This is a genomic window from Kitasatospora albolonga (genome assembly GCF_039535905.1).
GTDB classification, from domain to species: domain Bacteria; phylum Actinomycetota; class Actinomycetes; order Streptomycetales; family Streptomycetaceae; genus Kitasatospora; species Kitasatospora albolonga.
On record NZ_BAAAYB010000144.1, the window covers coordinates 33,135 to 46,747 of the forward strand.

At 72.1% G+C, this 13,613-nt stretch carries 11 protein-coding genes; 4 read left to right on the forward strand and 7 right to left on the reverse strand.

Annotation, left to right across the window (positions count from 1 at the left end; all coding sequences use genetic code 11):
• Positions 1-155: 155 nt before the first annotated feature.
• Positions 156-860 carry an HAD family hydrolase gene (locus ABD946_RS35350; RefSeq protein WP_345289793.1) on the reverse strand — a complete coding sequence of 235 codons (705 nt, stop codon included), beginning with the start codon at positions 858-860 and terminating at the stop codon, positions 156-158.
• Positions 861-1,086: 226 nt separating this feature from the next.
• Positions 1,087-4,611, reverse strand: a complete 3,525-nt coding sequence (metH, locus tag ABD946_RS35355; RefSeq protein ID WP_345289794.1) for a methionine synthase — start codon at positions 4,609-4,611, stop codon at positions 1,087-1,089.
• Positions 4,612-4,752: 141 nt separating this feature from the next.
• Between metH and ABD946_RS35360 the strand changes: the two genes are divergently transcribed.
• The 3 genes from ABD946_RS35360 (at position 4,753) to ABD946_RS35370 (ending at position 8,331) form a co-directional block, all read left to right on the forward strand.
• Positions 4,753-5,799 carry a glycoside hydrolase family 18 protein gene (locus ABD946_RS35360; RefSeq protein ID WP_345289795.1) on the forward strand — a complete coding sequence of 349 codons (1,047 nt, stop codon included), beginning with the start codon at positions 4,753-4,755 and terminating at the stop codon, positions 5,797-5,799.
• Between the two features lie 156 nt (positions 5,800-5,955).
• Positions 5,956-6,747 (forward strand): serine/threonine protein kinase, encoded by a 792-nt coding sequence (locus ABD946_RS35365; protein ID WP_345289796.1) that lies wholly within the window; start codon positions 5,956-5,958, stop codon positions 6,745-6,747.
• A 15-nt stretch (positions 6,748-6,762) separates the two neighbouring features.
• A complete protein-coding gene (locus ABD946_RS35370) occupies positions 6,763-8,331 on the forward strand; it encodes a serine/threonine-protein kinase (protein ID WP_345289797.1) in 1,569 nt (522 codons plus the stop codon).
• Between the two features lie 27 nt (positions 8,332-8,358).
• Here the strand turns inward: ABD946_RS35370 and ABD946_RS35375 are convergent, their stop codons facing one another.
• The 3 genes from ABD946_RS35375 to ABD946_RS35385 form a co-directional block, all read right to left on the reverse strand.
• Positions 8,359-8,739, reverse strand: a complete 381-nt coding sequence (locus ABD946_RS35375; RefSeq protein ID WP_345289798.1) for a hypothetical protein — start codon at positions 8,737-8,739, stop codon at positions 8,359-8,361.
• A 152-nt stretch (positions 8,740-8,891) separates the two neighbouring features.
• Positions 8,892-9,518, reverse strand: coding sequence for a TetR/AcrR family transcriptional regulator (locus tag ABD946_RS35380; RefSeq protein WP_345289799.1), 627 nt, complete (start codon positions 9,516-9,518; stop codon positions 8,892-8,894).
• Between the two features lie 152 nt (positions 9,519-9,670).
• Positions 9,671-10,033: a DUF1304 domain-containing protein gene (locus tag ABD946_RS35385; protein WP_345289801.1), complete on the reverse strand. Its 363-nt coding sequence runs from the start codon at positions 10,031-10,033 to the stop codon at positions 9,671-9,673.
• 177 nt (positions 10,034-10,210) lie between these two features.
• Here ABD946_RS35385 and ABD946_RS35390 point away from each other — a divergent pair, with 177 nt between their 5' ends.
• Positions 10,211-11,125 carry a PAC2 family protein gene (locus ABD946_RS35390; protein ID WP_345289802.1) on the forward strand — a complete coding sequence of 305 codons (915 nt, stop codon included), beginning with the start codon at positions 10,211-10,213 and terminating at the stop codon, positions 11,123-11,125.
• 187 nt (positions 11,126-11,312) lie between these two features.
• On the opposite strand, the gene mshC is transcribed toward ABD946_RS35390, so the two are convergent.
• Both mshC and ABD946_RS35400 read right to left on the reverse strand, forming a co-directional pair.
• Positions 11,313-12,542: a cysteine--1-D-myo-inosityl 2-amino-2-deoxy-alpha-D-glucopyranoside ligase gene (mshC, locus tag ABD946_RS35395; RefSeq protein ID WP_345289803.1), complete on the reverse strand. Its 1,230-nt coding sequence runs from the start codon at positions 12,540-12,542 to the stop codon at positions 11,313-11,315.
• A 238-nt stretch (positions 12,543-12,780) separates the two neighbouring features.
• Complete coding sequence (locus ABD946_RS35400) at positions 12,781-13,578, reverse strand: SCO1664 family protein (RefSeq protein WP_345289827.1); 798 nt, start codon at positions 13,576-13,578, stop codon at positions 12,781-12,783.
• Positions 13,579-13,613: the final 35 nt, after the last annotated feature.

Sequence of the window (13,613 nt, forward strand, 5' to 3'; positions counted from 1 at the left end):
GTCCGAGCCGAAACCTTGACGTCTTGTCAGACAATGCCCGATTCGTCCCGCACTGGCGGGACCTCGCCATCGCTGAGGGTGGGCAAAGTCACATCGGTCGCCATGCCCCTTACGCCCAGCTCATGCCAGGGCCCACACCGAGCTCACGCCCGAGGTCACACCCGGGCGGCCACCACCGAGCGCAGCAGATCGAGGTCGAGCTGCTCCAGCGAACCGATCACCGTCCGGCCCGGGGCCGGCTCGATCGGCGCCACCGAGGGCACCGCGATCACCGGGCAGCCGGCCGCCTCGGCGGAGCGGACCCCGGTCGGGGCGTCCTCCACCACCACGCAGCGGGCCGGGTCCGCACCCAGACGGGCCACTGCGGCCAGGTACGGGTCGGGGTGGGGCTTGGTGCGGGCCACCTCGTCGCCGGCCAGCGTGAAGGCGAAGTGGTGGCGGCCCAGGCTCTCCAGCACGATGTCGATCACGTGCCGGTGCGAGGCGGAGACCAGGGCGGCCGGGATGCCGTGCGCGGCCAGGGTGTTGAGCAGCCGCTCGGCCCCCGGCATCAGCGGGACGCCGCCGGCCAGCAGGTCCACGAAGCGCTGGTTGACCAGTACCGTGAGCTCGGCCGGGGACAGCGTCACCCCGGTGGTCGAGATCAGGTAGTCGAGGACGCGGCTCATCGGACCTCCGACCACGTGCTCGCGGTCCGCCTCGTTCAGCTCGTGGCCGAGCTCGGCGAAGAGCGTGGCCTCCGCCTGCCACCAGAAGTGCTCGGTGTCGACCAGGGTGCCGTCCATGTCCAACAGGACGGCCTGCGGGTCGAGCCCGTCGCCCCGGCCCGGCAGCTGGGTGGCGGTGGAGATCGTGGTCATGGTGGGCGTCCTTCCCGTCGGCGGGCGTCCCCGGAGATGACGCAGGCCGGTCCGCGGTGAGCGGACCGGCCCGTTCAGGGTGATCCAGGATACGCCCCGTGCGCCGGAACGACACGAACGGAACGCGGCTACCTCGTTACCTCCCGTTGAAGCGCTCGCCGTTCCCCGCGGGTCGACACGGCCGGCGCGCGCTGCCCCTCCAGACGTTCCCCGCGGGTCAATACAGCTAGCGCGCGTTGAAGTACTTCGCCTCGGGGTGGTGGATCACGATCGCGTCCGTCGACTGCTCCGGGTGGAGCTGGAACTCCTCGGAGAGCACGACCCCGATCCGCTCCGGCTTCAGCAGGTCGGCGATCTTGGCCCGGTCCTCCAGCTCGGGGCAGGCCCCGTAGCCGAGCGAGAACCGCGCGCCGCGGTACTTGAGCTGGAACATGTCCTTGACGTCCTGCGGGTCCTCGTCGCCGAAGCCCAGCTCGAAGCGGACCCGAGCGTGCCAGAACTCGGCCAGGGCCTCGGCCAGTTGGACCGAGAGGCCGTGCAGCTCCAGGTAGTCCCGGTAGGCGTTGGCGGCGAAGAGCTCGTTGGCCGCCTCGGAGATCCGGTTCCCCATGGTGACCACCTGGAGGCCGAGCACGTCCTTCTCGCCGCTCTCCTCCGGGCGGAAGAAGTCGGCCAGGCAGAGGCGGCGACCGCGGCGCTGACGCGGGAAGGTGAAGCGGGTGCGCTCGGTGCCGTCCGCGTTGTAGACCAGCAGGTCGTCGCCCTTGGAGGCGGCCGGGAAGTAGCCGTAGACCACGGCGGCCTCCAGCCAGCCCTCGGTCTGCAGCCGGTCCAGCCACATCCGCAGGCGGGGGCGGCCCTCGGTCTCCACCAGCTCCTCGTAGGACGGGCCCTCGCCGGCCCGGGCGGCCTTGAGGCCCCACTGACCCTTGAAGAGCGCGTCCTCGTCCAGCCAGGAGGAGTAGTCCGCGAACGGGACGCCCTTGACGATCCGGTCGCCCCAGAACGGCGGGGCGGGGATGCGGTTGTCCACCGCCACGTCCGAGCGGATCTGACCGAGGTTCACCTCCTCCGGCTCCTGGACCTCGACCCGGGCGTGCCGGCGCTGGCGCAGCTCCGGCAGCGCGGCACCGGGGACGCCGCGCTTGACCGCGATCAGCGCGTCCATCAGGCGCAGGCCCTCGAAGGCGTCCCGGGCGTAGCGGACCTCGCCCTCGTAGATCTCGTGCAGGTCCTGCTCGACGTAGGCGCGGGTGAGCGCGGCACCGCCGAGGATCACCGGGAACTGGGCGGCCAGCTGACGCTGGTTCAGCTCCTCCAGGTTCTCCTTCATGATGACGGTGGACTTCACCAGCAGGCCGGACATCCCGATCACGTCGGCGCGGTGCTCCTGGGCGGCGTCCAGGATCGCCGAGACGGGCTGCTTGATGCCCAGGTTGACCACGGTGTAGCCGTTGTTGGACAGGATGATGTCGACCAGGTTCTTGCCGATGTCGTGGACGTCGCCCTTGACGGTGGCGAGCACGATGGTGCCCTTGCCCTCGTCGTCGGACTTCTCCATGTGCGGCTCCAGGTAGGCCACCGCGGTCTTCATCACCTCGGCGGACTGGAGCACGAAGGGCAGCTGCATCTGGCCGGAGCCGAACAGCTCGCCGACCACCTTCATGCCCGCGAGCAGGGTGGTGTTGACGATGTCGAGGGCCGGACGCTCCGTCAGGGCCTCGTCCAGGTCGGCCTCCAGGCCCTTGCGCTCACCGTCGATGATCCGGCGCTGGAGGCGCTCGTCCAGCGGGAGGGCGGCCAGCTCCTCGGCCTTGGAGGCCGCGTTGGAGGCGGCGCTGACGCCCTCGAAGAGCTCCAGCAGCTTCTGCAGCGGGTCGTAGCCCTCGGCCCGGCGGTCGTAGACCAGGTCGAGCGCGACCTCGCGCCGGTCCTCGGGGATCCGGGCCATCGGCAGGATCTTGGAGGCATGCACGATCGCCGAGTCGAGGCCCGCCTCGACGCACTCGTTGAGGAAGACCGAGTTGACCACCTGGCGGGCGGCCGGGCTGAGGCCGAAGGAGATGTTGGAGAGGCCGAGGGTGGTCTGGACAGCCGGGTGACGGCGCTTCAGCTCGCGGATCGCCTCGATGGTCTCGATGCCGTCGCGGCGGGACTCCTCCTGGCCGGTGCCCAGGGTGAAGGCCAGGCAGTCGACCAGGATCGAGCCCTCGTCGATGCCGTACTCGGTGGTGAGCTGGGTGATCAGGCGCTCGGCGATGGCCACCTTGGTCTCGGCGGTGCGGGCCTGGCCCTCCTCGTCGATGGTCAGCGCGATCAGGCCGGCCCCGTGCTCCCGGGCCAGCGAGGCGATCCGGCCGAACCGGGTCTCCGGGCCGTCGCCGTCCTCGTAGTTCACCGAGTTGAGCACCGCGCGGCCGCCGAGCGCCTCCAGGCCGGCCCGCAGCACCTGCGGCTCGGTGGAGTCCAGGACGATCGGCAGGGTGGAGGCGGTGGCCAGGCGGCCGGCGATCTCCTTCATGTCGGCCACGCCGTCCCGGCCGACGTAGTCGACGCAGAGGTCGAGCATGTGCGAGCCGTCCCGGATCTGCTCGCGGGCGATCTCGACGCAGGCCTGCCAGTCCTGGGCGAGCATCGCGTCGCGGAACTTCTTGGACCCGTTGGCGTTGGTGCGCTCGCCGATCGCCAGGTAGGAGATGTCCTGACGGAACGGCACCGGCTGGTAGAGCGAGGAGGCGGAGGGCTCGGGCTGCGGGTCGCGGGCCACCACCGGGCGGCCCTGGACCCGCTCCACCACGGCGCGCAGGTGCTCGGGGGTGGTGCCGCAGCAGCCGCCGACCAGCGAGAGGCCGTACTCGGTGGTGAAGGTGTCGTGCGCGTCGGCCAGCTCGACCGGGCTCAGCGGGTAGTGGGCGCCGTCCTTGCCGAGCACCGGGAGCCCCGCGTTCGGCATGCAGGAGAGGCCGACCCTGGCGTTCTTCGCCAGGTAGCGCAGGTGCTCGCTCATCTCGGCCGGGCCGGTGGCGCAGTTCATCCCGATGTAGTCGATGCCGAGCGGCTCCAGCGCGGTGAGCGCGGCGCCGATCTCGGAGCCCAGCAGCATGGTGCCGGTGGTCTCGACGGTGACCTGGGCCAGGATCGGCAGGTCGAGGCCGGCCTCGGCCAGCGCGGCCTTGCAGCCGAGGATGGCCGCCTTGGTCTGCAGCAGGTCCTGGCTGGTCTCCACCAGCAGCGCGTCGGCGCCGCCGGCGATCAGGCCCGCCGCGTTCTGCTGGAAGCCGTCCCGGAGCGTCTCGTACGGGGCGTGGCCCAGGGTCGGCAGCTTGGTGCCGGGGCCGATCGAACCGAGCACCCAACGGGTGCGGCCGTCCCGGGCGGTGAAGTCGTCCGCCGCCTCGCGGGCGATCCGGGCACCGGCCTCGGAGAGCTCGAAGATCCGGTCGGAGATCTCGTACTCGCCCAGCGCCGAGTAGTTGGTGCCGAAGGTGTTGGTCTCGACGCAGTCGACACCGACCTCGAAGTAGGCGTCGTGGACCGAGCGCACGATGTCGGGGCGGGTCACGTTGAGGATCTCGTTGCAGCCCTCGAGCTGCTGGAAGTCCTCGAGGCTCGGCTCCTGGGCCTGGAGCATGGTGCCCATCGCACCGTCGGCCACCACCACGCGGGTGGCGAGGGCTTCGCGCAGTTCGTTCGCGCGGTCCTGCTCCTTCGCGCGGTCCTGCGGGGCGGAAAAGGGGACGGCGGTGGCCATGGGGCTACTCCCTGGGTGCGACGGCTGTCGGCTATGCGACCCGTCCGTGTACGGGAGGCACGCGGTCAGGGTAGCCGGACCACGGCCAAGGTCGGGAACCCGTTCCGCATCCTGAGCGTCCGCCTTCCACGAGGAGGACGGATGATCAAGAAATTCCGGCGGACGTGGTCAGGTTCGACGCGGTGGCGGAGGGCCGCGTACTGCGCCCTGCTGGCACTGCTGCTGGGCTCGGTCCTGACGCTGCTTCCGCTCGCGACGGCGGCCGCCGCGCTGCGGTTGGAGTACACCGGCGAGCCCTCGGCGCAGGCCCTGACCAGGGGACGGGACGCGGTCTGGCTCGGGCACGCCTGGGTGGACGGGCGCAAGGGGGAAGCCGACGTCACCGAGTTGACGCGGCTGCTCGCCGGGACAGGAGTGCGCGACCTGTACGTGCACACCGGGCCGCTGGAGCACGACGGCTCGCTCCCGGCCGAGCGGTATCCGAGGGCGCGTCAGTTCGTCGACGAGGTGCACCGCTTGCTACCCCGGCTGCGCGTCCAGTCCTGGCTGGGCGATGTCGTGCGGCCGGAGAAGGAGGGGCTCGATCTGGACGATCCGACGGTGCGCGGCCGGATCGCCGGGGCGGCCGGGCAGGTGCTGGACCTCGGCTTCGACGGGGTGCACTACGACCTGGAGCCGGTGCGCTCCGACTCGGCCGGCTTCCTGGACCTGCTGGACCGGACCCGGGCGCTGACCTCCGCCCGGGGTGTGCCCCTCTCGGTGGCCTCCCCGCAGATCGACCCGCTGCCCGGGCTGCACCGGCTGAGCACGGCCGCCTTCGACCACGGCAAGTGGTGGTCCCAGGCGTACTTCGCGGACGTCGCCGGGCGGGTGGACCAGATCGCGGTGATGTCCTACGACACCGCGATGCCGACGGAGTCGCTGTACGGCGGCTACGTGGCGCAGCAGACCGAGCTCGCACTGGAGGTGACGCCCCCTCAGGTCGACCTGCTGATGGGGCTGCCCGCCTACTGGGACGACACCTTCGGCCACCGGGGCTCGGCGGAGACGGTGGCGGCCGCCGTGCGGGGCGCCCGCTTGGCACTGGGCCGGGAAGCACCGGGACGGCAGGCCTTCGGGCTGGCGCTGTACGTGGACTTCACCGCCACGCCGGAGCACTGGGCGGCCTACCGGTCGGGGTGGTGCTGAGGACCGAGGACCAGCCAGGACCGGGGCGGCGAGCGGCGGGCGGGGCCGGTGTGCTGACATCGGGTCAACCAGACCCACCCGAACGGATGGTGACCGCGTAACAGCGGAGCGTCTAGCATGATTCGCGCACGACCGTCGGCCCGGGGAGGAGTCCCGATGGACACGGTGATCGTCCAACTGCCCGGCCGCCCGGGGGCGGCGCCCTCGGAGCGGCCCCCGCTGCTCCGGATGGGGCCGGGCGAACAGGCGGACTTCGGTCGTGGTGCGCCCGACTGCCCGGTCGTGATCGAGCTGTCCGACCAGGGGGTCTCCCGGCGGGCCGGGGAGATCATCGCGGCGGAGGACTACTGGCGGCTCTCCAACTTCAGCCCCACGGCGACCTACGTGGTGGAGAACATGGAGGGCGCCGGCGAGCACCTGAAGGTCGCCCCGGGGCGGCTCGGGGCGCCCGTGCCGTTCGAGTTCGCCCGGGTGGTGCTGCCCTCCGTCGGCGGCTCCACCGAGTTCAAGGTCTTCGCCCCGCAGCACGCCTACCTGGACGGGCCACCCGACCACCAAGGCGGCGAGCACACCGTCAGCCCCTTCGCCCTGGACCCGACGGCGAAGTACTTCCTGGTACTGCTGGCCCTCTGTGAACCGCGCCTGCGGGACCCCTCGGCCGCCGCCGTGCCGGGGGTGGGCGACGTGCTGGCCCGGCTCCGCGCCCTCCCGGCCGGACGCGGGCTGACCCGGTCCGCCGTCAACTACCACATCGACTACCTGGCGGAGACCAAGCTGCGGCTGCGCGACTGCGAGGACGGCGGGCGGACCGGCCGCAAGCGGGAGGAGCTGGTCTCGCTCGCGCTCCGCTTCGATCTGGTCCGCGAGGAGCACCTCGTGCTGCTCAACCCACCGGTGGCCCGGCCTCGGGCCGGCTCTCCCGCCGCACCGGCCCTCCGGCTCGGCTGAGCGGGCGGAGTGCCGATGCCGACCGAACCCGGCCAACTCGAGGTGCCGACGGGCTATCTGGTGGCCGGCTGCCGGATCGGGCCCCTGATCGGTACCGGGGCCTGGGGCCGGGTGTACGCCGGCACCTGTGAGGCGGACGGCATGCCCGTTGCGGTGAAGCTCCTCCCACCCGGGCGGCTGACCCCGGGTCAGCGGCGGACGATGGCGGAACTCACCCGGCGCGAGGTCCGCTTCAGCCGACGGGCCGACCACCCCCATCTGATCCGCACCCTGGCCGTCACCACCGTGCGTGACCCGACCTGCCCCGCGCTGGACGGCGCCGTCGCCCTGGTGATGGAGCGGGCCGAGCTGAGCCTCCAGCAGCTCCTCCAGGCGGCCGTGCCCGGACGCTCCCTCCCGGGCGTCGGGAAGATGCTCGGCGAGCTCGCCGCCGGGCTGGCCCACATGCACGGCCGGGGATGGGTGCACGGCGACCTGAAGCCGGGGAACGTGCTGCTGATGCCCACCGGCGACATCAAGCTCGCCGACTTCGGCCTGACCACCGAGCTGGAGGGGACCCACGCCTACGCCCCGCCGCTGGGCTCGCTGGACCACGTGCCCCCGGAGTGGTGGTCCCAGCGATCCGGACCACGCGGCGTCCAGCTCCGGCCCAGTGCGGACGTCTGGGCCTTCGGCGTCCTGGCGCACCAGGTGCTCACGGGCGGGCTGCACCCCTTCCTCGGCGCGACCGCACGGGCCAGGGCCCTGACCGCCCAGGCCTACGCCCGGGGCAGTGCACCACTGCGGCTCGACGAGCGGCTGCCCGACGGCTGGCAGGCACTGATCGCCGACTGTCTGACCGTCGATCAGGCGCTCCGCCCTACCGCCGCTCGCCTGGTGACACGGCTGAGACTGCTGCATTCTCCCCCTCCTCCCCGACGGTGGCGTCGGATCGGTCTGCCCCTGGCCGCAGCGCTGATCGCGGCCGTGCCGGCTGTCCACTGGGCCGGTCTGCCGGACCGGGCCGCCGGCCCCGCTCCCCCACCTCCGGCCGCCGGTGCGGTTTCGGACCCGTCGGCGCGGCCCTCCCCCGGCGGAACCGCTGCCTCCGCCGCGTCCGCCCCTTCCGGCCCGTCCGCCAGGGCCGGCGCCCTCCCCTCCGATGCCGACGTGCCCGCCGCCCTGCGCGAGCCCATCGACCGGGCAGCCCGGCGCTGCCCGGAGCCCGAGATCACACCCGCGCTCATCGCCGCCATGCTCAAGGCGGAGAGCGGCTTCGACGCGCAGGCTTCACGCCCTCGGACCGAGGAGTACGGGATCGCGATGTGGACCCCGTCGGTCTTCAACGCCTGGGCCCAGGACGGTGACGGTGACGGCCGGAAGGACTACATGTCGGCTCCGGACGCGATCATCACGATGGGCAACTACGTGTGCTGGCTGGACCAGCAGTTGAAGCGGCGCGGAGTCCGCGGTGACCTGCCCGCCCTGGTCACCGCGGGCTACCGCACCAGCGACAAGACCGTGGCCGACACCGGGGGCGTCCCTGAACGGGTGCGCCCCCACGTCGACCTCGTCCTGCGCTACCTCGCGCAGTACGGGGGTTGACGTGCCGTCAGCCCGTCGGCCGAGCCGTCAGCAGTAGGGCAGGCCCGGGACGGGCTCGTCGTTGCCGCCGCCGGAGAGGTAGATGACGTTGACCCAGACGCCCTTGTTGCCGCTGTCGTCGTCGGTCTTGGCGTACCACTTGTTGTAGTACGGCCCGTCCGACATCCGGGTGCCGACGGCCTGGCAGTAGAAGTAGTTCGTCCCGGCGTTCAGGGTGCCGGCGCGGACGTTGTTCTCCCAGTACGTCGGGGCGGTCTTCCAGACGTTGCAGTTGTACTTGCCGCCGCCGATGCCGTAGCAGCCGCTGGCGGCCTCGGCGCTGACGGTCGTCGCCCCGAGGGTGGCGGCGCCCAGCGCCAGCGCCGCGCCGGCCATGACCAGCCTGCGTACTCCGAGTGCACCGAACATGAGGATTCTCCTTGCTCTGCTCTCTCGGCTCGGGGTCTCCCGCGCCGAGATCAGAGAATCACCGGGACGAATCCACCGGTACCTGACATTCGTCAGGGTCACAGACGCGACGAGCAGGCCCATGATGGATCGTCAGAAGGGTCCTCCGCCCTTCAGACCGGATCGGCCGGATCGGCCGGGTCAGCCGGATCGGCCGGATCGAGGGGGGTGCGATGGAGCGCGATCAGCAGACGCCAGCAGTGGGCGGCCAGTTGGGCGGGGGTGCCCGGGAGCTCGCCGTGCACCCAGTCGGCGAGCAGTCCGGTGAAGGTCGCCGCGACGGCGGTGGCGACCAGGGCGGCGTGCGGGGCGCCCGCCAGCTCGCGCTCCCGGCGGCTGTAGGCACGCAGCTCACGGTGCATCAGCTCACCGAGCGGGCCTCCGCCGCCGGGGGTGAGCAGGGTGCGGTAGAGCGGGCCGTGCCCGGCCAGCACGGCCAGGAAGTCCGCCAGGGGCGGCGGGGGCGAGGCCGGGTCGGGCACGCCGCGCCAGGCGTGCAGCGCTTCCACGCCGTCCCGGACGACGTCGGCGCAGGAGTCCACCGCCAGCGACTGCAGGTCGGGGTAGTGCACGTAGAAGGTGGCCCGCCCGACCCCGGCCCGCCGGGCGAGGGCCGCCACCCCCAGCTCCTCCAGCGGACGCTCGGCGCACTCGGCGAGCAGGGCGGCCCGGAGCTTTGCCCTGGTCCGCTCGGCCCTGGGGTCGGGACGACCACTGGGTCCGACGCCCGGGCCGACCACAGCGCCGGTCGCGGTCCGGCCCTCCGCATGCGGATCCGGGCGAGGGCCGGACCGCGCCCCGGGCTGGGCATCGGGCCGAGAGCCGGCCTGATGACCGGCTTGCCGAGCGGGCTGACGGCCGGGCTGGGCACCGGACCGCGGACGAGGGTCGGTCATCCCGCGACCAGCACCGCAGTGAGGGCGAGCGCGCCGGGCAGCGCCTGGGCGACCAGGATGCGGCGGTTGGCGGTGGCGGCACCGTACAGACCGGCCACGACCACGCAGCTGAGGAAGAAGACCTGGACCCGGAAGCCGGTCGGGTCCGCCGCCACCAGACCCCAGACCAGACCGGCGGCGAGGAAGCCGTTGTACAACCCCTGATTGGCCGCCAGCGGCGCAGTGGCCTTGGCCATCGCGGCGTCGAAGCCCGAGAGCCCGCGGCCCGGCGCCCGCTCCCAGAGGAACATCTCCAGCACCAGGATCCACATGTGCAACGCGGCCACCAGACCGACCAGGACGTTCGCGAGGAGGTTCACGTCAGGCTCCCTTTCATGGACGACTGTCCAGCAATTATAGACAGCTGTCCATGAGTGTCCAAAACCGACTGGGTCGCCAAGGGTTCCCCGGGATAGGCTCGACCGCTCCTGGCCCACGCTTCAAAGCTCGTAGGCTGGGCAGGTAGGGACCATGGAACGTCCGGAGGGAGACGCTGGGTGATCGAGCTGGAAGATGTTCCCGAGTTGATCGACCCGGTGATGGTCTGCGCCTTCGAAGGCTGGAACGACGCAGGTGACGCGGCCTCCGCCGCCGTAGGGCACCTCGACTCGACCTGGGGCGGCAAGGTCTTCGCGGCACTGGACGCCGAGGACTACTACGACTTCCAGGTCAACCGACCGACCATCTGGCTGGACGGCGGGGTGCGTCGGATCACCTGGCCGACCACCCGGCTCTCGGTGGTCCGGGTGACGGAGCCGCGCCCGCGCGACCTCGTGCTGGTCCGCGGCATCGAGCCCAGCATGCGCTGGCGCTCGTACTGCAACGAACTGCTCGGCTTCGCCCATGAGTTGGGCGTCGAGCTGGTGGTGATCCTGGGCGCCCTGCTGGGCGACGCCCCGCACAGCCGGCCGGTCCCGGTGAGCGGGGTCACCTCGGACGCCGCACTGGCCCGCTCGCTCGACCTGGAGGAGAGCCGCTACGAGGGGCCGACCGGCATCGTCGGCGTGCTCCAGGAGGCCTGCGCCCACGCCGGTGTCCCGGCCGTGACGCTCTGGGCCGCAGTGCCGCACTACGTGGCGCAGCCGCCGAACCCGAAGGCCACCCTGGCCCTCATCAACAAGCTGGAGGACCTGCTCGACCTGCGGATCCCGCCGGGCGAGCTGACCGAGGACTCCCGGGCCTGGCAGCTCGGAGTGGACCAGCTGGCCGCGGAGGACAGCGAGGTGGCGGAGTACGTCCAGCAGCTGGAGGAGGCTCAGGACACCGCCGAACTGCCGGAGGCGTCGGGAGACGCCATCGCCCGCGAGTTCGAGCGGTACCTCAGGCGTCGGGACAACCTCGGCCCGACCGGCGAGAAGCCCGTCTCCGGCCACGCCACCGAGCCGAAGAACCCGCAGGACGAGGACCAGTGAGCCGTCGTCGACCGGCCGTCGTCAACCGGCCGACGCCCAGCGACCGACAGCGACCGCAGGAGCACCGACGCCCGTAGGAGCGCCGACGCCGAGCACGGGCGTTGACGGGACGAGCATCTGACGAAACGACAGGGTCCGCACCACGACGAGAATCTCGAAGCGGTGCGGACCCTGTCCCGTCCGATCCCTAGAGCGCCACGCCCAGCAGGGCGTCCACCGTCCGGGAGACCAGGCCCGGGGCGCCGATGTCGGTGCCACCGGTCTCGGCCTGCCGGTCGGCCCAGCGGTCCACGGCGGCCAGTGCCGCCGGAGCGTTCAGGTCGTCGGCGAGCGCGGCGCGGACCTCGGCCAGCAGTTCCTCGGCCGACGGGCCGTCAGGCCGGGAGACCGCGGCGCGCCAGCGGGCGAGCCGCTCCTGCGCCTGGTCCAGGTCGTCCTGGGTCCACTCCCAGTCGCTGCGGTAGTGGTGGGCCAGCAGCGCGAGCCGGATCGCTGCCGGGTCGACACCCTCCCGGCGCAGGGCCGAGACGAAGACCAGGTTCCCGCGCGACTTGGACATCTTGTGCCCGTCGAGCCCGACCATCCCGGCGTGCACGTACGCCCGGGCGTAGGGGTGCGCACCGCTGGCGACCTGGGCGTGGGAGGCGCCCATCTCGTGGTGCGGGAAGGAGAGGTCGCTGCCGCCACCCTGGATGTCGAAGCCCATGTCCAGGTACTGCAGCGCGATGGCCACGCACTCGATGTGCCAACCGGGCCGGCCGTGGCCGAGCTCGGTGTCCCAGGCGGGCTCGTTCGGGCGGGCCGAGAGCCAGAGCAGGGCGTCCAGCGGGTGCTTCTTGCCCGGGCGCTCCGGGTCACCGCCGCGCTCGGCGAAGACCGGGACCATCTCCTCCCGGTCGAGGCCGGAGACCTCGCCGAAGTGCGGGTCGGACTCGACCGAGAAGTAGATGTCGCCGTCCAGCTCGTAGGCCGCACCGGAGGCGAGCAGCTTCTTCACCAGCGGGACGATCCACGGGATCGACTCGACGGCGCCGATGTAGTGGGCCGGGGGGAGCATCCGCAGCGCCGTCATGTCCTCACGGAACAGGGCGGTCTCACGCTCGGCCAGCACCGTCCAGTCCTGACCGGTCGCCACCGCCCGCTCCAGCAGCGGGTCGTCCACGTCGGTGACGTTCTGGACGTACAGGACGTCGTGGCCGGCGTCCTTCCAGACCCGCTGCACCAGGTCGAAGGTGTTGTAGGTGGCGGCGTGGCCGAGGTGGGTGGCGTCGTAGGGGGTGATGCCGCAGACGTACAGCCGGGCGGTCGGCCCCTGCGGGACCACCTCCCGGACGCTGTTCGTGGCGGTGTCGTGGATGTGGAGGGGAAGCCCCTGACCAGGCAGGGCGGGAACCTCGGAGGCGGGCCAGGAATGCATGGCTCGACTCTAACCTCGCGATCATTTGAAAGGCTAACCAGTACGCGAGATCGGCCGGATTGCGTTCGCTACCGGTTCGCCCCGCGCCCACCTGGGAGCCTCGTACCATTCCCCGTGCCGGCGCCCCGGGCCGACCCGAGCGCAGGCCTCACACTCGCCGCATACGCACCGGGCGCGCACCGGAGGCGCGCTGGGCACACCAACCAAATACCGGGTGTATCCCGGACTCGCCCCGGTCTCAGACCGGCGGCCAGGGGATGGACGGCCAGTCGGGCGACGGCTCCGGGTGACGTCCGCCACGCACCAGCACGGTGACCCGGGCCCGGGTCGCGTCCAGTTCGACGGGCGTGATCAGCGGGCGCAGGCTCTCCCCGAGTGCGCCGTCCAGGGCACCGGCCAACCGGCCGAGCACCTCTGACGCCTCGTCCGGCAGCGGCTCGCCGGCCCAGCCCCAGAGCAGGGTGCGCAGCTTGGCCGGTTCCGCGAAGGTCACGCCGTGGTCGATGCCGTACAGCCGGCCGTCCGGAGCGGTGATCCAGTGGCCGCCCTTCCGGTCGGAGTTGTTCAGCACCGCGTCGAGTACCGCCAGACGGCGCAGCCGCTCGTCGTCGCGGTGCACCAGCAGGGCCGTCCGCCCGCCACCCACGTCCGCGCGGACGATCGGGAGCCAGCCGGGTTCGGGGCCGGCCGGGTCCTGAAGGTCGATCAGTTCCTCGGCCTCGTCGTCCGGTTCGATCCAGAGCTGCACCGTGCCGGGCCCGGCCTGGCCGTCCCGCATCACCGTGGGCGGCACCAGGCCCCACCCGGTGGCGGCCGAGACCAGGAAGGAGGCCTCTTCCCGCCCGGCCAGCGTGCCGTCGGGGAAGTCCCACAGCGGCTGCTCCCCCGCGACCGGCTTGTAGGCGCAGGGCACGGTCAGGCCATCCAGGGTGACGGTGCAGTAGAGCACGGCGTTGGAGGCGCTGGTGACCCGGCCGTGCACCTCCAGTTCGCCCGAGCGGAGCAGTTCCAGTGCGGCCTCCGGGTCGGCGGCCAGCGCGGCGCTGACGGCCGGGTCCGCCACCGGTACCT